At 67.3% G+C, this 17,954-nt stretch carries 20 protein-coding genes; 12 read left to right on the top strand and 8 right to left on the bottom strand.

Annotated features, from left to right (window positions below; genetic code table 11):
- Positions 1-4: 4 nt before the first annotated feature.
- From BBJ41_RS02085 to BBJ41_RS02060, 6 genes are all read right to left on the bottom strand, one after another.
- Positions 5-1,498, bottom strand: a complete 1,494-nt coding sequence (locus BBJ41_RS02085) for an NCS1 family nucleobase:cation symporter-1 (protein ID WP_069745108.1) — start codon at positions 1,496-1,498, stop codon at positions 5-7.
- 149 nt (positions 1,499-1,647) lie between these two features.
- The gene (locus tag BBJ41_RS02080; RefSeq protein ID WP_069745107.1) at positions 1,648-2,352 is read right to left on the bottom strand and encodes a GntR family transcriptional regulator; all 705 of its coding nucleotides are present in this window, start codon (positions 2,350-2,352) and stop codon (positions 1,648-1,650) included.
- A gap of 307 nt (positions 2,353-2,659) precedes the next feature.
- Positions 2,660-3,598 (bottom strand): muramoyltetrapeptide carboxypeptidase, encoded by a 939-nt coding sequence (gene ldcA / locus BBJ41_RS02075; protein ID WP_069745106.1) that lies wholly within the window; start codon positions 3,596-3,598, stop codon positions 2,660-2,662.
- A 108-nt stretch (positions 3,599-3,706) separates the two neighbouring features.
- Entirely contained in the window at positions 3,707-4,303 is a 597-nt protein-coding gene (gene tadA, locus BBJ41_RS02070; RefSeq protein ID WP_083281779.1) for a tRNA adenosine(34) deaminase TadA, read from the bottom strand.
- Entirely contained in the window at positions 4,300-4,701 is a 402-nt protein-coding gene (locus BBJ41_RS02065) for a DnaJ family domain-containing protein (protein WP_012328731.1), read from the bottom strand. The genes tadA and BBJ41_RS02065 overlap by 4 nt, the downstream gene beginning before the upstream one ends.
- Positions 4,702-4,990: 289 nt before the next feature.
- Complete coding sequence (locus tag BBJ41_RS02060) at positions 4,991-6,202, bottom strand: MFS transporter (protein ID WP_069745104.1); 1,212 nt, start codon at positions 6,200-6,202, stop codon at positions 4,991-4,993.
- Between the two features lie 366 nt (positions 6,203-6,568).
- Here BBJ41_RS02060 and BBJ41_RS02055 point away from each other — a divergent pair, with 366 nt between their 5' ends.
- The 11 genes from BBJ41_RS02055 (at position 6,569) to BBJ41_RS02005 (ending at position 15,860) form a co-directional block, all read left to right on the top strand.
- A complete protein-coding gene (locus BBJ41_RS02055) occupies positions 6,569-7,339 on the top strand; it encodes a GntR family transcriptional regulator (RefSeq protein WP_069745103.1) in 771 nt (256 codons plus the stop codon).
- The gene (locus BBJ41_RS02050; RefSeq protein ID WP_069745102.1) at positions 7,336-9,075 is read left to right on the top strand and encodes a fumarate reductase/succinate dehydrogenase flavoprotein subunit; all 1,740 of its coding nucleotides are present in this window, start codon (positions 7,336-7,338) and stop codon (positions 9,073-9,075) included. The genes BBJ41_RS02055 and BBJ41_RS02050 overlap by 4 nt, the downstream gene beginning before the upstream one ends.
- Before the next feature lie 11 nt (positions 9,076-9,086).
- A complete protein-coding gene (locus BBJ41_RS02045) occupies positions 9,087-9,332 on the top strand; it encodes a 4Fe-4S dicluster domain-containing protein (protein WP_069745101.1) in 246 nt (81 codons plus the stop codon).
- 49 nt (positions 9,333-9,381) lie between these two features.
- Positions 9,382-10,806, top strand: coding sequence for an ABC transporter substrate-binding protein (locus tag BBJ41_RS02040; protein ID WP_069745100.1), 1,425 nt, complete (start codon positions 9,382-9,384; stop codon positions 10,804-10,806).
- A gap of 39 nt (positions 10,807-10,845) precedes the next feature.
- On the top strand, positions 10,846-11,721 hold the full coding sequence (locus BBJ41_RS02035) for an ABC transporter permease (RefSeq protein ID WP_069745099.1): 876 nt from the start codon (positions 10,846-10,848) through the stop codon (positions 11,719-11,721).
- Positions 11,718-12,506, top strand: coding sequence for an ABC transporter ATP-binding protein (locus tag BBJ41_RS02030; protein ID WP_069745098.1), 789 nt, complete (start codon positions 11,718-11,720; stop codon positions 12,504-12,506). The genes BBJ41_RS02035 and BBJ41_RS02030 overlap by 4 nt, the downstream gene beginning before the upstream one ends.
- Positions 12,507-12,561: 55 nt before the next feature.
- Positions 12,562-13,554 carry a HEAT repeat domain-containing protein gene (locus BBJ41_RS02025; RefSeq protein WP_069745097.1) on the top strand — a complete coding sequence of 331 codons (993 nt, stop codon included), beginning with the start codon at positions 12,562-12,564 and terminating at the stop codon, positions 13,552-13,554.
- Positions 13,551-13,892, top strand: coding sequence for a gamma-butyrobetaine hydroxylase-like domain-containing protein (locus BBJ41_RS02020; protein ID WP_069745096.1), 342 nt, complete (start codon positions 13,551-13,553; stop codon positions 13,890-13,892). The genes BBJ41_RS02025 and BBJ41_RS02020 overlap by 4 nt, the downstream gene beginning before the upstream one ends.
- Positions 13,893-13,971: 79 nt before the next feature.
- Entirely contained in the window at positions 13,972-14,856 is an 885-nt protein-coding gene (locus BBJ41_RS02015; protein WP_069745095.1) for an NAD(P)-dependent oxidoreductase, read from the top strand.
- Positions 14,857-14,907: 51 nt separating this feature from the next.
- Entirely contained in the window at positions 14,908-15,393 is a 486-nt protein-coding gene (locus tag BBJ41_RS02010; RefSeq protein WP_069745094.1) for an NUDIX hydrolase, read from the top strand.
- Positions 15,390-15,860, top strand: a complete 471-nt coding sequence (locus BBJ41_RS02005; RefSeq protein ID WP_069745093.1) for an acetyltransferase — start codon at positions 15,390-15,392, stop codon at positions 15,858-15,860. The genes BBJ41_RS02010 and BBJ41_RS02005 overlap by 4 nt, the downstream gene beginning before the upstream one ends.
- A 123-nt stretch (positions 15,861-15,983) precedes the next feature.
- Here the strand turns inward: BBJ41_RS02005 and BBJ41_RS02000 are convergent, their stop codons facing one another.
- Positions 15,984-16,538 (bottom strand): TetR/AcrR family transcriptional regulator, encoded by a 555-nt coding sequence (locus BBJ41_RS02000; RefSeq protein WP_069747546.1) that lies wholly within the window; start codon positions 16,536-16,538, stop codon positions 15,984-15,986.
- A 96-nt stretch (positions 16,539-16,634) separates the two neighbouring features.
- Here BBJ41_RS02000 and BBJ41_RS01995 point away from each other — a divergent pair, with 96 nt between their 5' ends.
- Positions 16,635-17,300, top strand: coding sequence for a DJ-1/PfpI family protein (locus BBJ41_RS01995; RefSeq protein ID WP_069745092.1), 666 nt, complete (start codon positions 16,635-16,637; stop codon positions 17,298-17,300).
- A gap of 3 nt (positions 17,301-17,303) precedes the next feature.
- Here BBJ41_RS01995 and BBJ41_RS01990 read toward each other — a convergent pair whose 3' ends face one another.
- Entirely contained in the window at positions 17,304-17,891 is a 588-nt protein-coding gene (locus tag BBJ41_RS01990) for a 2'-5' RNA ligase family protein (protein ID WP_069745091.1), read from the bottom strand.
- Positions 17,892-17,954 lie beyond the last annotated feature (63 nt).

Here is a 17,954-nt window from a genome sequence, read left to right as displayed (position 1 = left end):
CTCCTCAGGCCTTCGCGTTCACGAGCAGCCGGTAGAACACGAAGCCGAGCCCCGCGCCGATGAACCACGAGAAGTTCGCGACGCCCTGCCAGCCAGGCACCATCACGCAGACGACCGCGATCACGGCCGCCGGCAGCAGCGCGGCGAGCGCGCGGCGGTTCACGCCGCCCGTGTACCAGTACGTACCGCTTTCCGACATCGTGTAGAGATCGTCGCGCACCAGCCGGCCGCGCTTGACGAGGTAGAAGTCGGCGATCAGCACGCCGTACAGCGGGCCGATGAACGCGCCGAGCACATCGAGCGTGTAGTGGATCACGGCCGGGTTGTTGAACAGGTTCCACGGCGTGATGAAGATCGACGCGACGGCCGCGAGCATTCCGCCCGCGCGCCAGCTGATCAGCCGCGGCGCGACGTTCGAGAAGTCGAACGCGGGCGACACGAAGTTCGCGACGATGTTGATGCCGATCGTCGCGATCGTAAACGTCAGCGCGCCGAGGATCACCGCGGTCGGATGGTCGATGCGGCCGACCGTCTCGACCGGATCGGTGATGAGTTCGCCGAACACGGGCAAGGTCGCGGCCGTCGTGATCACCGTGACGAGCGAGAACGCGAGGAAGTTGACCGGCAGCCCCCAGAAATTGCCGCGCTTCACTTCGCCGAACGAGCGGCAGTAACGCGAGAAATCGCCGAAATTCAGCATCGGCCCGGAGAAGTACGACACGACGAGCGACACGGCCGTGATCATCACCGGGATCACTTCCGCGCCGTGGTACTTGACGCCGCCCAGGTTGATGCCGATGTTGCGCCAGCCCGCGCGCCACACCATGTAGCCGGCGAGGATGAACATCACGACGTAGACGGCCGGGCCCGCGAAGTCGATGAACTTCTTGATCGTCTCCATCCCGTTCCAGAACACGAGCGCCTGGAGCACCCACAGCAGCATGAACCCGGCCCAGCCGATCGCCGACAGCCCGAGGAAGCCGTAACGATGAACGTCCGCGTAAGGCAGCCATTGCGGGAAGAACTTCAGCACGACGATCACGAGCGCGCTCGACGCGAGATAGGTCTGGATGCCGTACCACGCGATCGCGATCAGCCCGCGGATCACGGCCGGCACGTTTGCACCGAGCACGCCGAACGTTGCGCGGCACGCAACCGGATACGGCACGCCGACCTGCTGGCTCGGTCGCGCGATCAGGTTGCACAGCTGGTTCACGATGCCGATCCCGACGATCAGCGCGATCAGCACCTGCCAGCTCGTCAGCCCGAGCGCGAACAGGCTGCCCGCGAACACGTAGCCGCCGACGCTGTGCACGTCCGACATCCAGAACGCGAAGATGTTGTACGACCCCCAAGTCTGATTTTTAAGGGGTGCCAAATCTTCGTTGTACAGACGTTCGCTGTAACCGCCCGGCAGTGCCGGGCCGCCGCCCTCGCTGCCTTCGCCACCTTCTTGCGCCGGATAGGCGCTGTCGTGCGCCACACTGAACTGAGCCATGACTTCTCCTTGACGCGGCCGGCTGGCCGCTCCACCGTCATCGTTACCGCTCCGGATCGTCGCCCGGAGTCGGGCCAGCGGCCCGCGGCGACAACCGCAGGCCTGCATTGCTCTCGTTGTGTGGCGCGCGGCCGGGTTCGCGTCGCCGCTCAGGCGCCGCCGAACACTTCGCGCAGATCGACCTGCCCTTGCGCGGGCCGGTCCAGCATCTTCAGTTCGACATGCTGCAGGTGGTGCGCCATCAGCGTCACCGCCCGCTTCGGGTCCCCCGCCTCCAGCGCGGCGAGGATTTCGTCGTGGTCGTCACACGAGCACGGGCTGCGCCCGTGCGATTCGTACAGCGCCGACATCAGCGTCGAGCGTGCGACGAGCCCCTCGAGGCACTCGCTGAGCGTCGCATTGCCCATCAGCGTCGCGAGCGCGGTGTGGAATTCGCCCGACAGGCGGATCCATGCCGCGAAGTCATGCCGCTCGAACGCCTTGCGCTCCTTGTCGATCAGCGCGGCAACGCCCTTCAAACGCTTCGCGCCGGGCCCGGTCGCGAGCCGTTCGACCACGGCAAGCTCGATGATCCGGCGCATCTCGAACACCTCGTGCACGTCCTGCAGCGTCGGGCTCGCGACGAACGCGCCGCGATTCGGCTCGAGTTCGACCAGCTTGTCGGTCGCGAGCTGCGCGAGCGCCTGGCGGATCGTCCCGCGCTTCACGCCGAATACCTCGCAGAGCTGCGCCTCCGTCAGCTTCGCGCCGGGCGCGAGCCGATGCTCGAGGATCGCGGTGCGGATCCGCTCGGCAATCGCTTCGGGACCGGCTGCGCCGGACGGATGGGAATCGGGCTCGTTCATGATCTGCATCGTGTGATGGTCCTCATCCTAGGACGGACATAAAGATTGTCAACAATTCATTTAATGGATCTCGCACAATCGGCGTGCATCGGGACGATCCCGATCGGTGCATGATGCGCGCAATCCATGCATATCAAGCCTTACAGACATGACAGAGGCCCTTCTCGTCGTATACCCTCCCGGCCATTTTGTTGACAAAACTGGTGCATGACATCGGAACGATCCTGTCGGCAGCAGCCGAAATTTCGGACCGTTAGTTGCGCACTTACATAAAGAAAAAGGCGGGAAACCCGCCTTTCGATCGACCTCACCGGCATCAGCCGAGATGCGGATAGTCCGACAGCGTCAGCCGGAAGCCGTGCGCATTCGCGACCAGTTGAGCCTGCGCGCCGAACGGCAGCGTCAGCAGGTCGGGCACGTGGCCGAACTGCAGCCCCGTGACGACCGGGATGCCGATCACCGCGCGCACCTGGTCGATCATCGCCTGCATGTCGTAGCCGTTGTCGTACTCGAACGGCCGCGCACCCGTGAACTGGCCAAGCACGAGCGCCTGCTGGCGCGCGAGCAACCCCGACAGGTGCAACTGGTAGATCATCCTCTCGATCCGGAACGGCTGCTCGTTGACGTCCTCGATGAACAGGATGCCGCCCTCGATGTCGGGCATGTACGGCGTGCCGACGAGCGACGTGAGGATCGCGAGGTTGCCGCCCCACAGCGTGCCCGTCACGTTCACGGTCTGCACCTGCGGCGCTTCGGTGATGATCGTCGTGCTCGGCTGCGTCAGCGTCTGCCAGAAATGCTGCATCGTGAAGTCGCTCGGCGTTTCCGCGCCGAAATCGGCAGACAGCATCGGGCCGCCGAACGTCTTGATGCGCGCCTTCGCGTACAGCGCGAGCTGGATCGCCGTGAAATCGCTGTGGCCGACGAGCGCGACCGGCTGGTCGCGCAGCCGGCGCTCGAGCCCGCGATAGTCGAGCCCGTGCAGGATGCGCGCGGCGCCGTAGCCGCCGCGCACCGCAAGCGCGATGTCCGGCAGCGGCCGCTCGGGATCGGCGAGGCGGTTCAGGTCGCCTGCCCGCTCGCCGTCGGTGCCGCCGAACCGCTGGAAGCGCCGCTGTGTCGCCTCGATGTTCTCGATGCGATGCTGCGCGGTGCTGAGGCGTTCGAGCGCGCGATTGATCGCGTCGGGGTCGTGCGGATAACCGGACGGCGCCATCAGGCGGATGGTGTAGGACGCGGCGGGCTGGAAGGACATGGCGAAAGGTGTCGGGTCGTCAAACCTGCTTAGAGGGTCCGAACCGTCTCCGGTTCACGGAACCGTGCGTACCCGGGCCGCTCGGGGCCAAGGGCGCGGCCGGCGCGACTATGACGCGCCGGATTCGGCGTCGCGGGCGAGCCGTGCTTCGCGCAACGCGCGACGGCGTTCGGCAAAGAACGACTTCAGCGCCGCGCCGCACTCGTCGGCGAGCACGCCGCCGGTCACATCGGTATGGTGGTTGAGTTGCGGATTCGCGAACGCGTCGATCACGCTGCCGCATGCGCCCGTCTTCGGATCGGCGGCGCCGTAGACGACCCGTGCGATGCGCGCATGCATGATCGCGCCCGCGCACATCAGGCACGGCTCGAGTGTCACGTACAGCTCGCAGCCGGGCATCCGGTAATTCTGCAGATGCTGCGCGGCCATGCGCAGCGCGGCCATTTCCGCATGCGCCGACGGGTCGTGCCCGCCGATCGGGTGATTGAAGCCGCGTGCGATCACTTCGTCGCCGCACACCAGCACCGCGCCGACCGGCACTTCGCCGGCCGCGCGCGCCTCTTCGGCAGCAGCCTGCGCGAGGCGCATGAAATGCAGGTCGCGCGCCGATACGGGCGCGGCTTCGGGAGCAGGAGTTGGGGCGGCGGGTTCGGTGGCCGGCGCGGCTGCCGATCGGGCTGCGTCGTGCAGCGCGTCGGACGTCACATCGGCCCCGCTTCGGCGGGCGCTTCGTCGAGGCCGCGTTCGCACAGGCGTTCGGCGATGCGCCGGCAATAGTCGCGCGGCATCACCATCGGGCCGCCGCGCAGCGATTCGAGCGCCATGTCGAGCGCGAGGATCTTGGCTTGCAACCGGCAACGCGCGGCACGGTCGCTGACCGCCTGCACTTCGTCATGCAGGTTGCGCAGCGCGCGCAATTGCTCGACGGCCGGCGGCACGAAGCCCGCGTTCTTCAGGATACGGTTGGCCACCCGCACCTCCTCGGGCACGAGCAGGTCGTCATCCAGCGCCTGCGGCGCGCCGGTACCCGGCAAATCGTCGAACTCGCCCCGCGCTGCAGCAGCGGCAATACGTTGTTCGACCAGGGCGTCAAGCAATCTCATCAGTCAATCGGAACAATGCGGCAGGCCGAATTCTAGCAGGGTGACGCGGGTATGACAGGCCCTTCGAATGTATGCTCGATATTGCGTTTTTTAGGGGCCGAATCGCGAAGCATGCACGCCGATCGGCGTCACTTGCCGCTCTGCTGCGCCGCAGCGGGCAGAGCGCGATTCTGGCACCGGCAAATACAAGCGGTGTCTGGCCCTCTATTTTTCTCAATTTATTTGCGACGACGCGGGCCGGACCTCCCCGATCCGTCGAAACAAAGGCCGCTTCCCTTCCGTTCCCCGGTCACGCGGCCACCGTGTCCGGCCGCGTTTTTGCAAACGGACGGAACATCATCGCGATCAGGAATGCGCCGACGCCGATCGCGAACGAACCGATGTACAGCCAGCCATAACTGCCGAACGTATCGACGATCAGGCCGCCGGCGACGGGCCCCGCCGCCATCCCGAGGCTGCCGGCCATCGCGCAGCCGCCGATCACGGTGCCCATCATCCGCAGCGGGAAATTCTCGCGTGCGAGCACCGAATACAGCGGCATCACGCCGGCGTAGATGAAGCCGAACAGCGTCGCGACCGCGTAGAACCCGTCGAGCGTGCGCACGAAGTAGTAGCCGAGCGCGCCGAGCGCCTGCGCGAGCAGCCCCGTCACCAGCATGCGCTTCGCACCGATGCGGTCGCCCAGGATTCCGAACACGATCCGGCCGCCCATGCCCGCAAGCCCCTCGACGCTGTAGATCGACACTGCGACGATCAGCGGGATTCCGCACGTCACCGCATAGCTGACCGTGTGGAAGATCGGGCCCGAATGCGTCGCGCAGCAAAAGAAATTGGTCAGCAGCAGCACCATGAACTGCGGCGAACGCAACGCATCCCCGACCGACATCGCCCCAGGCGCACCGGCAGGCGCCGCCGCGGCATGCGTGCCGTCGAGCGCGGGCGCCCGGCGCACCAGCAGCGACGCCGGAATCATCACGGCCGCCGCCAGCGCCGCGATGAGCAGCATCGACGTACGCCAGCCGTGTGCGGACACGAGCCACGCGGCCAGCGGCGACATCGTCATCGGCGCCATGCCCATGCCGGCGGACACGAGCGACACCGCCAGGCTGCGGTGCGTGTCGAACCAGCCTGTCACGCACGCCATCATCGGCGCGAACACCGCGGCCGTCGCGCCGCCGACGGCGAGGCCGAAGGTCAGCTGAAACGCGAGCAGCGACGGCGCGCGGCTCGCCAGCGCCAGGCTCGCCGACAGCAGCACGGCGCCCGTCACGACGACCGCGCGTGTGCCGATACGGTCCGACAGGCTACCCCACGCCATGCTCGCGAAGGCCATCGCGATGAAGCCGAGCGTCATCGCGCCGGAAATGCCGGTCATCGACCAGCCCGTGTCGCGTGCAATGGACCGCAGGAACACGGGCAGCGAAAACATCGCGCCGATCGCGATGCAGCCCATCAGGCCGCCCGCGGCGACGATCACCCAGCGGTATCGGGAATCCGGCATCTGGCGTCTCCTTTCTCGTTTGCGCAACCTTCGGAAACCGGGCTTGTGCAGCGCGGCGCGGTGGCGGGGCCGGCTGCCCCATCGACGCTGTCGCAAGCCCGGTCGACATCGATACGACGGGCGACACATCGGGAAATCGACATGCGCGCCGCACGCGCAGCCCAATATTTTCATTGTCGGCGAATCCGTGCGGCCGGCAAGGGGCCGATCGGGCCGACACTGGACACCGGGCACCGAACTGCCCGTTCGGGCGACGACCTGCCGCCGCGCTTTTCCGAAATCGGAAAGTCGAAATCAGAAATCGTTGGTTAGGGCGCGCAATCGCGCCGACTACACTCGAGCAATCTTGTCATAACAAGTTGACCGATGCCCCCACCCAACGTCGTGCCGCTGTCGGCGGCCCCGCTCTACGTGCAGATCAAGGACATGCTGCGCGCGCGCATTCTCGACGGCACCTATGCGCCGCACAGCCGGATGCCGTCCGAGCACGAACTCTGCGCGATGTTCGACGTCAGCCGCATCACGGTGCGCCAGGCACTCGGCGATCTGCAAAAGGAAGGCCTGCTGTTCAAGCTGCACGGCAAGGGCACGTTCGTGTCGAAGCCGAAGGCGTTCCAGAACGTGACGTCGCTGCAGGGCTTCGCCGAGGCGATGTCGTCGATGGGCTACGAGATCGTCAACCAGTTGCGCAGCCTGCGCACCGTCAAGGCCGACCGCCATCTCGCGACGAAGCTGAACGTGCCCGAGGGCGCACCGCTCGTCGAGATTCATCGCGTGCGGCTGCTGAACCGCGAGCCCGTGTCGCTCGAACAGACCTGGGTGCCCGAAGCGCTCGGCAAGCGTCTCGCGGGCGCCGATCTCGCGAGCCGCGACATCTTCCTGATCCTCGAGAACGACTGCGGCATCCCGCTCGGCCATGCCGACGTGTCGATCGACGCGATCCTCGCCGACGACGAGATCGTCGATGCGCTGCGCGTCGAGGAAAGCAGCCCCGTGCTGCGCATCGAGCGCCTCACGCACGACGCGTCGGGCGCGCCGATCGACTACGAATACCTCTACTTCCGCGGCGACGCCTTCCAGTACCGGTTGCGCATCGACCGGCAAAAGGCGCGCAAACCTGCAAGGAACCCGCGATGAATACCCAAGTACTCGAATACGACATCGTCGTGGTCGGCGGCGGCACGGCCGGCCCGATGGCGGCGATCAAGGCGAAGGAGCGCGACCCGTCCCTGCGCGTGCTGCTGCTCGAAAAGGCCAACGTGAAGCGCAGCGGCGCGATCTCGATGGGGATGGACGGCCTGAACAACGCGGTGATCCCCGGACACGCGACGCCCGAGCAGTACACACGCGAGATCACGATCGCCAACGACGGGATCGTCGACCAGGAAGCCGTTCACGCGTATGCGCAGCACAGCTTCGCGACGATCGAGCAGCTCGACCGCTGGGGCGTGAAGTTCGAGAAGGACGGCACCGGCGACTACGCAGTGAAGAAGGTCCATCACATGGGCTCGTACGTGCTGCCGATGCCGGAAGGACACGACATCAAGAAGGTGCTGTACCGGCAACTGAAGCGCGCGCGCATCGCGATCACGAACCGCATCGTCGCGACGCGCGTGCTGACCGACGCGCAAGGCCGCGCGAGCGGCGTGCTCGGTTTCGACTGCCGTACCGCGGAATTCCACGTGATCCGCGCGAAGGCCGTGATTCTCTGCTGCGGCGCGGCCGGGCGGCTCGGGCTGCCGGCGTCGGGTTACCTGATGGGTACGTACGAGAACCCGACCAACGCGGGCGACGGCTACGCGATGGCCTATCACGCGGGCGCCGCGCTCGCGAATCTCGAATGCTTCCAGATCAATCCGCTGATCAAGGACTACAACGGCCCCGCATGCGCGTACGTGACCGGCCCGCTCGGCGGCTTCACCGCGAACGGCAAGGGCGAGCGTTTCATCGAATGCGATTACTGGAGCGGCCAGATGATGTGGGAGTTCTACCAGGAACTGCAAAGCGGCAACGGCCCGGTGTTCCTGAAGCTCGACCATCTCGCGGAAGAAACGATCCGGACCATCGAGCAGATCCTGCACACGAACGAGCGGCCGAGCCGCGGCCGCTTTCATGCGGGGCGCGGAACCGATTACCGGAGCCAGATGGTCGAGATGCACATCTCCGAGATCGGTTTCTGCAGCGGCCACAGCGCATCCGGCGTGTACGTGAACGCGCGCGCGGAGACGACGGTGCCCGGGCTCTACGCGGCCGGTGACATGGCCGCCGTCCCGCACAACTACATGCTCGGCGCGTTCACGTACGGCTGGTTTGCGGGACACAACGCGGCCGAGTACGTGGCCGGCCGCGACCATGCGCCGGTGGACCAAGAACAGGTCGACGCCGAGCGCGCACGCGTGCTCGCGCCGCTGTCACGCGAGCGCGGCCTGGCGCCGGCACAAGTGGAATACAAGCTGCGCCGCATGGTGAACGACTATCTGCAACCGCCGAAGGTGACGCGCAAGATGGAAATCGGGCTGCAACGTTTTGACGGAATTACTGAGGATATCGAAGAAATGAAAGCAAGCCATCCGCACGAGCTGATGCGCGCGGCCGAAGTGCGCGCGATCCGCGACTGCGCGGAAATGGCCGCGCGCGCGTCGCTGTTTCGCACCGAGAGCCGCTGGGGGCTGTACCACCATCGCGTCGACTTCCCGCAGCGCAACGACGCCGACTGGTTCTGCCATACCTGGCTGCGCAAAGGCGCCGACGGCGCGATGCAAAGCGAGAAGCGGCCGGTCGAACCGTACATCGTGCCGCTGGCCGACGACGAACGCAGCGCCTACGCGCATCTGCGCATCCGCGAACCGGCCGCACTCGCGGCCGCCCTCTGAGGAGCCCTACCGTGCCCCATACCCCGCACGACATCTTCCAGCGCAGCAGCGCACCCGTCACGATCGACGAGGGGCTGTGCATCGCCGACAAGGGCTGCACCGTCTGCGTCGACGTGTGCCCGCTCGACCTGCTCGCGATCGACGTGACCAAGGGCAAGGCCTACATGCAGTTCGACGAATGCTGGTACTGCATGCCGTGCGAGCGCGATTGCCCGACCGGCGCGGTCAAGGTCGACATCCCTTACCTGCTGCGCTGAGCGGCGCGCAACCGGCCCATCGATTGCCCAACAACCGGACTCACGACACATGAACCCCACGCTACGGAAGTTCCGCCTGCTCGCCGCGTCGATCGCCATCGCGGCCACCGGTTTCGCCCATGCGGAGACGATCCGCGTCGCGATCGGCACGCAGGACACGACGATCAACTGCGCGACCGGCGGCCTGCTGATCCGCGAGTTGCACCTGCTCGACAAGTACCTGCCGCGCACCGGCAAGTACCAGGACGTGAAGTACGACGTGCAGTGGAAGGACTTCACGTCCGGCGCGCCGCTCACCAACGAGATGGTCGCCGGCAAGCTCGACTTCGGCGCGATGGCCGATTTCCCCGGCGCACTGAACGGCGCGGCGTTCAGGAAGGCCGGCCGCCAGAGCGTGTTCATCACCGTGCTCGACGGCAGCATCGACGGCAGCGGCAACGGGATCGTCGTGCCGACGAATTCGCCGGTGCGCTCGCTGGCCGATCTCAAGGGCAAGACGATCTCGGTGCCGTTCGCGTCGACCGCGCACGGGATGCTGCTGCGCGCGATCAAGGCGCAGGGCTGGAACCCCGACACCGACGTGAACATCGTCACGCAGGCGCCGGAAGTGGCCGGCAGCGCGCTGAAGGCGAACAAGATCGACGCGCATGCGGACTTCGTGCCGTTCGCCGACCTGTTTCCGTATCGCGGCATCGCACGCAAGATCTACGACGGCGCGCAAACCCATGCACCGACCTTCCACGGCGCGCTGGTCAATGCGGCCTACGCGCAGCGCTACCCGGAAGTGGTCGTCGCGTACCTGCGCGCCGTGATCGAGGCGAACCGCCTGCTCGCGCAGAACCCTGAAAAATACAGCCTGCTGATCGAGAAGGTCACCGGCATCGAGGCGCCGGTCGACTACCTGTATCACGGGCCGCTCGGCATCCAGACCCGCGACCTGACGTGGAAACCCGAATACCGGCAGGCGGTCGCAACCGCGATCGACACGCTCAAGCTGCTGAAGAAGACCGACACCGCGCCCGACGCCGCGACGTTCGTCGACGATCGTTATATCCGTGCCGCGCTCAAGGCATCGGGGCTCGACTACGACGCTGCGCTGAAACACTACGGCAAACAGCCGCTCGTCGCGAACGATGCGTCGACGGGCAAGCCGATCCGCGATTTCAACGACGTCGCGCAGGTGTGGCTCGCCGGCGACGAAGCCGTGCGCCACTACGCGAGCCCTGCAGCCGCATTCGCTGCGCTCGGCAAGCTCGGCCCGTCCGCGAAGGTGCGCGCGGTCTTCGTGCACGACCACGCGAGCGGCCTGAAGCTGTTCGCCGACCAGGCGTGGTACGTGAAGGACGCACACGGCGTGCTGACCGCGTTCCTGCTGAAGTCGGGCGCCGACGCGTACGCGCAGCAGGTATCCGGTTCGGTGGTCGACTACGCGGCCGCGAAAACCGTCTCGCCGCAAGCGCTCGCGGCACGCTGAGCGCCCTTCTTTCCCCCTTCATCGACACCGGAATTCAGCATGGCCGACACCTTCGAGCTTGCCAAACGCCGCCTCGCCGAGCCGCCGCGCGCCGGCGACACACGCGCACCGCACACCGCCGCGCGCCGCCGCCCGACACCCGCACGCCGCCGCGCATGGCGAATCGCGTCGCTCGCCGCCTGCATCGCGCTGTGGCAGGCGGCCGTGCACTGGCGGCTGTCGCTCGGCATCATCACGTTCGCGAACGTACCCGCGCCGGCCGACGTCGGCCCCGCGCTGTGGGCGTTCCTGCAATCGCCGAAGCTGCCGATGCACCTGTTCGCGAGCGTCACGCGCGTGCTGGCCGGTTTCGTCGCGGCGGCATTCGCCGGTATCGGCCTCGGGCTCGCGATCGGCCGTTATCGCGCGCTCGAGGACACGCTGCTGCCGCCGCTCGAGATGCTGCGGCCGATTCCGGCCGTCGCGTGGATTCCGCTCGCGATCCTGATGTTTCCGTCGTCCGAGCTGAGCATGATGTTCATCACCTTCGTCGGCGCGCTGTTCCCGATCCTGCTCAACACCGTGCACGGCGCCGAAGCCGTCGACCCGCGGCTCGTCGCAACCGCGCGCAGCCTCGGCACGCGCGGCATCGCGCTGTACGCGGAAGTGATCCTGCCCGGCGCCGCGCCGGCGATCTTCACGGGCCTGTCGATCGGGATGGGCACCGCGTGGTTCTGCCTCGTCACGGCCGAGATGATCGCCGGCCAGTACGGCATCGGTTATTTCACGTGGGAGTCCTACACGCTGCAAAACTACCCCGACATCGTCGTCGGCATGGCGCTGATCGGCCTGCTCGGCATGGGCAGCAGCCTGCTCGTCAAGCGGATCGGCACGGCGCTCACGCCGTGGTACGCGCCGCGCGGAGGCCGGCAATGAGCGCGGCCGGCGTGGCGTCGCCCGCCTATGGCCGCGTCGGCATGCGCGCGCTGACGATCGAACTCGGGCCGCCCCATGCACGTTTCGCGGCGCTCGATGCGCTCGACGTCGACATCGCGCCCGGCGAATTCGTCTGTGTGCTCGGGCCGTCCGGATGCGGCAAATCCACGCTGCTCGGCGCGCTCGCCGGCCATGTCGCGGCGACCCACGGCGAGATCGTCGTCGACGGCGAGCCGGTCGAACGCCCGCATCCCGATCGCGGGCTCGTGTTCCAGCAGCACACGCTGTTTCCGTGGAAACGCGTGATCGACAACGTCGCGTTCGGGTTGAAGATGAAGGGCGTACCTGCTCGCGAACGCCGCCGCGAAGCGGCTGCGCTGCTCGAACTCGTCGGGCTCGGCCAGTACGGCTCGCACTATCCCGCGCAGCTTTCCGGCGGCATGCAGCAGCGCGTCGAAATTGCCCGCGTGCTCATCAACCGTCCGCGCATCCTGCTGATGGACGAGCCGTTCGGCGCGCTCGACGCGCAAACGCGCCGGATGATGCAGACGCTGCTGCTCGACATCTGGTCGCGGATCGGCACGACCGTCCTGTTCGTCACGCACGACATCGAGGAAGCGCTGTTTCTCGGCGACCGCATCCTGATGCTGTCGCCGCGCCCCGCGCGCATCGTCGCCGACATTCCCGTGCCGCTTGCGCGGCCGCGCACCGACGACAGCACCACCGAGCCCGCGTTCGTCGACATCAAGCGACGCTGTCTCGCCCTGCTGCGCGATGCAGCCTGATCGCAGGCGCCCGCATGTGCCGCCCTCGCCCTTTCATCGTCCGGACTTTTCGCCCATGACCGTTTCTTCTCCCGCTGTTCCGCTGCCCGGCGCGCTCGACCCGGACCACGACGCGCTCGTCGCACGCCTGGCCGCGCCCGATGCGTCGGTGCGCCGCATCGCGCTGCTCGAGCTCGCCGATCTCGAAGACCCCGATCTCGTGCCGTCCTTCGTCGCGGCGCTGCACGACGATCCGTCGGCCGACGTACGCGGCGAAGCCGCCCGCGTGCTCGGCGCGTGGGAACAACCCGACGTCGTCGACGCGCTGTGCCGCGCGCTGCTCGATCCGGACGACGACGTGCGCGCGACCGTCGCGCAAAGCCTGTCCGAACTGAAGGACGCCACATCGGGCACCGTGCTGTGCGGCTGGGCCGAACGGCCCGAGCCATTCGTGCGCGGCGCCGTGCTGCGGGGGCTGCGCGAACTGCGCGACCCCGATGCGTTCGCCCCGGCGTTGCGCGCGCTCGATGCCGACACGAGCGCCGTGCGCGCGGAGGCCGTCGCCGTGCTCGGCTGGCTCAGGGACCGGCGCGCGTTGTCGCCGCTCGCGCGCATCGTCACGGCCGACGTCGACGCCGACGTGCGGCGCGTCGCGGTCGGTGCGCTCGGCTTCGCGGCACCGGACGATACGACCGTCATCACGGCACTGCTCGCGGCGCTGCGGGACGCCGAATGGCAAGTGCGTGAAGAGTCGGCCGGCACGCTCGGCAAGCTGCGCGTCGCGCTCGCGCGTGACCCGCTCGTAGCCGCACTCGACGACGACTACTGGCAAGTGCGATTGCGCGCCGTGCGCGCGCTCGGACAATTGCGCGATGCGGCTGCGGGGCCGGCCATCGCCGCGCTGCTCGCGCACACGATCAGCAATCTGCGCAAGGAAGCTGCGCTCGCGCTCGGCGAACTGCGCGACGCCGGCACGCTGCCTGCCCTGCACGACGCTCTCGAGGATCGCGATCCCGAAGTACGCAAGGCGGTACGAATCGCGATCCGGCAGATCGGGGAGACGCAATGACGCCGCCTACAGAAATCATGCTCGACCACGCCGCCCGCGCGTTGACGCTGCGCTGGCCGGACGGCGGCATGCAACGCATCGGCTATGCGCAGTTGCGCAGCGACTGCCCGTGCGCCGCCTGCCGAAAGATCCGCGTCGGCGGACACGTGGTCGACGCACGGCCGGACATGACGCTGGACGGCGTGGAAGCAGCCGGTTACGGTATTCGACTGCTGTTCGGGGACGGTCATGCCCGCGGCATCTACCCGTGGCCGTATCTGGCCGAACTCGGCAAACACGGGACGGATACGGGCATCGGCACGCATTGCGTTCGCACGTCCGGCGAGCCCGCCAACTGACCGCCGGCGGCATACCGTCGAAAACGCTGCGATACTGGCGACTGCGCGCTGCACTCCCCTTTTCCACCGGAGCCAGGACATGCAAACGGCAGTCGGATTCATCGGCCTCGGCGTGATGGGCACGCCGATGGCGCTCAACCTTGCACGAGCGGGAACGCCGCTCATCGTATGGAGTCGTTCGAACGGCAGCGACGACGCGCTGCGCGACGCCGGCGCACGCGTGGCGGAGCGTCCGGACGACGTGTTCGCCGCGTGTCGCACCGTGATCCTGATGCTCGCGAACGACGCCGCGATCGACGCCGTCCTCGGGCGCGGCACGCCCGATTTCGCTGCGCGCGTCGGCGCGCATACGATCGTGAACATGGGCACCAATTCGCCCGAATACTCGCGCGCGCTGGCCGATGAAATCGCCGCCGCGTCGGGCCGCTATGTCGAGGCACCCGTATCGGGCTCGCGCAAGCCGGCCGAAACGGGCCAGCTCGTCGTGATGCTGGCCGGCGCACCGGACGACGTCGATGCGGTCCGTCCGCTCGTGAAGCCGCTGTGCCGCGACAGCTTCGTGTGCGGCGACGTGCCGTCGGCGCTGACGATGAAGCTCGCCGTCAACCTGTTCCTGATCACGATGGCCACCGGCCTGACCGAAGCCACGCATTTCGCGCAGCAGCACGGCATCGATCTCGCGCGCTTCGCCGACGTGCTGAACGCCGGCCCGATGGCAAGCGACGTGTCGCGCGTGAAGCTCGGCAAGCTCGTGGCAGCGGATTTCTCGGTGCAGGCCGCGATCACCGACGTGCTGAAGAACGCGCGCCTCGTCGCCGAATCCGCGCGCAGCATCGGCATCGCGTCACCGCTGCTCGACATCTGCCACGCCCTTTACAGCGAGACCGAGCAGGCCGGACATGGATCGGACGACATGATCGCCGTGATCCACGCGATCGAGCAGCGCACCGCGAACGTGCGATGATTCGCCGCCGGCCGCCGCATGCGTTCGAATCCATCCGCGCGTAGAACCATCATGTCCGAATCGCCCTGCTCCCCCGTCAGTGTCGGCGCGCCCGTGCGCCCCGTCCCCGCCGTGATCGGCGTCGTCCTGCGCGAACGCGACGTGCTGCTGGTTCGCCGCGCCAATCCGCCCGACGCGGGCTGCTGGGGGTTTCCCGGCGGCAAGATCGAAGCGGGGGAAACGGTCGTGGAAGCTGCCGTGCGCGAGATCGCCGAGGAAACCGCGATCGACGTCGAGGCACTGGACGTGTTCACCGCGCTGGATGCGTTCGACCATGACGCCGCCGGCGGCCTGCGTCAGCATTACGTGCTGGTCGCCGTGCTGTGCCGATGGTTGCGCGGCACGCCCGTTGCCGGCGATGACGCGCTCGACGCACGCTGGTTCGATCTTGCCGAACTCGAGCAGAGCGATCTGCCGATGAGCGCGGGGGTGCGGGACGTCGCCCGACGGGCCGTCGAGCAGGCCTCCTCCCGAACACGACACATCATCAAACCATGATCAGAATTCGCAAATCCACCCAGGCCGACGGCGCACGCGTGCTGGATATCTGGCGCAGTGCGGTCGACGCGACGCATCACTTCCTGAGCGACGCCGACCGTCGCGCGATCGAATCCGACGTCGTGTCGTTTCTGCCCGACGCGCCACTCGATCTGGCCGTCGACGAAAGCGACCGGCCAATCGGCTTCATGCTGCTCGACGGCAGTCACATGGAAGCACTGTTCATCGATCCCGCCCATCATGGCGCGGGGGTCGGGCGCCTGCTCGTGGAAGCGGCGCTCAGCCGCCATCCCGACCTGTCGACCGACGTCAACGAGCAGAACGAAGCCGCAGCGGGATTCTATGAAAGGCTCGGATTCGAGCGCTGCGGGCGATCGGCGCTCGACGGACAGGGGCGGCCTTATCCGCTGATCCATCTTCGCTATCGCGGCGCAACCGCGCCTGACCGTACCCGGGAAAGCGCGTGACATCGAGCGGTGCGGCACGGCGTGCCGCACCGCCCGCCAACCACGCACCGAAGCACCCGGCCAGCTTCGATTCCGCGCTACCCGGGCCATCCGTTCATCACCGGTATCGCGCGCTTCGCACCGTTACGCGCGCCGACGCGGCAGGATGCGTTCGACAGCCGTGAACGCGCGCTGCATGAAACCGCCGAACCGCTCGGCATCGCGCCGCAGCCCGGTCTGCTGACCGCCAATCAGACACAGGTGCGCGACCTGCCCGACGATCTCGGCATCGACCGGCATGCCGACCCACCGGCGGGACGTCTCGATCGCGAATGCCAAGCGCGTTGCGTCGACGCGCTGCTGGAATTGCGCCACCAGCGCGTCGTGCAACGCCCATGCGCGAATCGCCACTTCACGCGCCGGCCGCTTCTCCGAGGCGATGTGCAGGTAGCGCGTCAGCGTGTCGCCCGCGTTGCGGCCGTCCGCCGCGTAGGCGAGCATGCGCGCGGTGTAGTCGTCCTCCCACGCGCCGAGCAGCGTCCGGACGAAGTCTTCGCGATTGCGGAAATGGTGATAGAACGAGCCGCGGGTCACGTTCAGCCGGCGCGCGAGGCTCTCGGCCGAAATGCCCGCATACCCTTCCGTGTCGAGGGCGTCGAAGCCCGCCGCGATCCAGTCGTTTCGAGTCAGTGTGCTCATCGGCGTCGCCATACAGGCTGTGTATGGTCCGGCATGGACAGATAGGCTGCGAACTCTAGCACGGCCGCCACCTATCCCGGTGTGGCGCCGCAACGCATGGAGTTCGCCTTGAAAGACATCGTTCTCGTTGCATTCGAGCAGTTCACCGACATCGACCTGTTCCTGATGTGGGACATTCTCGGCCGCAACACCACCGACTGGCGCGTCCGGATTCTGGGCATGCAGCCGGTCCTGCATTCGGCGCATGGCCTGAGCGTGCCCGTGCACGGCCCGCTGGCGGATGCCAATCACGCCGACGCCGTGCTGTTCTCGAGCGGCAAGCAAGGCGTGCCGGCCGCGCTCGCTCACCCGGATTTCCTGCCGTCTTTCGATCTCGATCCGGCCCGCCAGCCTATCGGGTCGATCTGCGCCGGCGCCTTCATTCTCGATCGCCTCGGCCTCATTCCGGATCGTCGGGCGACCACGCATCCCGACGCGCGACGTGCGTTGACGGATTCCGGGTTGCAGGTGCCGGAGCAGCCGCTGGTGTGTCACGGTAACGTCGCGACGGCCGGCGGGTGCCTGGCGGCGCTCTATTTGACGGGATGGCTGGTGGAGTCGCTGTTCGATGCGGACAAGCGCCGCGAGACGCTGCTGCCCGTGCTGCCCGCCGGGCAGCGCGGGATTTACGAAGACCTGATCGATTTCAGCATCCGGCAAGGTACGGGGCAAACCGCGGGGGCGATCCGGATGGCTGAAACCGGCAGCGGGCTTGCGGCATGACGATCAGGCCGACGTGCTGCCGATCGTCAACGGCCAGCGCCCTATCACGTCGTAGTGCGTCCTGCCGAGCCAACTATGGATCAGGACGAATTCGCGGACGGTCCAGGTGATCGGATCGATCTTGTACTGATCGGGCCGGCGTTCGCCGTACAGCAACGTCACGTGGGGCGTGAAACGCGCGCGTGAGACACGCAGACCTGCCTTTCCAAAGGCATCCCGAAGTCGCTGCTGGAAGTCGATCAGCGCCTCCAGCCCCGCTTGCCCTGCCAATACCAGAGGCCGATGGCCCAGCCGCCCGTTGAAGCTGAGAAGCTGATCGAAGGTGACGCCGAAAGATCGTGCATCGATGCGTTCCGCTGCGGCGCGCGCACGGGCGATCGTGGCATCCGGCACATAGGCAAAGTCACCCAAGGAACACAGCGTGACATGCAGGCGCTCCGTGCGCAGCACCCCGCCCTTCCCGGACTGCAAGCTTTCGGCCATCCCGGCGATGCGCGCAGCCGTGGCCGGATCGGGCATCGCAGCGAAGAAAATGCGATGTTCGGGAGCCGGTGGCGGCACGTCGAATCCGGGTAGCGTCAGTTGAGTCATGGCGGCATGGAAGCAGATTCCCGACGGTGAGCGGGCGAGGACGTTCGTTTTTCGGGTCGAACG

Source organism: Burkholderia stabilis, from assembly GCF_001742165.1.
GTDB lineage: Bacteria > Pseudomonadota > Gammaproteobacteria > Burkholderiales > Burkholderiaceae > Burkholderia > Burkholderia stabilis.
Note: the sequence above shows the minus strand (reverse complement) of the source record. Positions and strands in the feature narration are given on the sequence as shown.

Bases quoted from the DNA above. Each gene is read 5' to 3' on its own strand.
- BBJ41_RS02085 (WP_069745108.1), bottom strand. From the start codon at position 1,498: ATGGCTCAGTTCAGTGTGGCGCACGACAGCGCCTATCCGGCGCAAGAA.
- BBJ41_RS02080 (WP_069745107.1), bottom strand. From the start codon at position 2,352: ATGCAGATCATGAACGAGCCCGATTCCCATCCGTCCGGCGCAGCCGGT.
- ldcA (WP_069745106.1), bottom strand. From the start codon at position 3,598: ATGTCCTTCCAGCCCGCCGCGTCCTACACCATCCGCCTGATGGCGCCG.
- BBJ41_RS02065 (WP_012328731.1), bottom strand. From the start codon at position 4,701: ATGAGATTGCTTGACGCCCTGGTCGAACAACGTATTGCCGCTGCTGCA.
- BBJ41_RS02060 (WP_069745104.1), bottom strand. From the start codon at position 6,202: ATGCCGGATTCCCGATACCGCTGGGTGATCGTCGCCGCGGGCGGCCTG.
- BBJ41_RS02055 (WP_069745103.1), top strand. From the start codon at position 6,569: ATGCCCCCACCCAACGTCGTGCCGCTGTCGGCGGCCCCGCTCTACGTG.
- BBJ41_RS02050 (WP_069745102.1), top strand. From the start codon at position 7,336: ATGAATACCCAAGTACTCGAATACGACATCGTCGTGGTCGGCGGCGGC.
- BBJ41_RS02040 (WP_069745100.1), top strand. From the start codon at position 9,382: ATGAACCCCACGCTACGGAAGTTCCGCCTGCTCGCCGCGTCGATCGCC.
- BBJ41_RS02035 (WP_069745099.1), top strand. From the start codon at position 10,846: ATGGCCGACACCTTCGAGCTTGCCAAACGCCGCCTCGCCGAGCCGCCG.
- BBJ41_RS02030 (WP_069745098.1), top strand. From the start codon at position 11,718: ATGAGCGCGGCCGGCGTGGCGTCGCCCGCCTATGGCCGCGTCGGCATG.
- BBJ41_RS02025 (WP_069745097.1), top strand. From the start codon at position 12,562: ATGACCGTTTCTTCTCCCGCTGTTCCGCTGCCCGGCGCGCTCGACCCG.
- BBJ41_RS02020 (WP_069745096.1), top strand. From the start codon at position 13,551: ATGACGCCGCCTACAGAAATCATGCTCGACCACGCCGCCCGCGCGTTG.
- BBJ41_RS02015 (WP_069745095.1), top strand. From the start codon at position 13,972: ATGCAAACGGCAGTCGGATTCATCGGCCTCGGCGTGATGGGCACGCCG.
- BBJ41_RS02010 (WP_069745094.1), top strand. From the start codon at position 14,908: ATGTCCGAATCGCCCTGCTCCCCCGTCAGTGTCGGCGCGCCCGTGCGC.
- BBJ41_RS02005 (WP_069745093.1), top strand. From the start codon at position 15,390: ATGATCAGAATTCGCAAATCCACCCAGGCCGACGGCGCACGCGTGCTG.
- BBJ41_RS02000 (WP_069747546.1), bottom strand. From the start codon at position 16,538: ATGAGCACACTGACTCGAAACGACTGGATCGCGGCGGGCTTCGACGCC.
- BBJ41_RS01995 (WP_069745092.1), top strand. From the start codon at position 16,635: ATGGAGTTCGCCTTGAAAGACATCGTTCTCGTTGCATTCGAGCAGTTC.
- BBJ41_RS01990 (WP_069745091.1), bottom strand. From the start codon at position 17,891: ATGACTCAACTGACGCTACCCGGATTCGACGTGCCGCCACCGGCTCCC.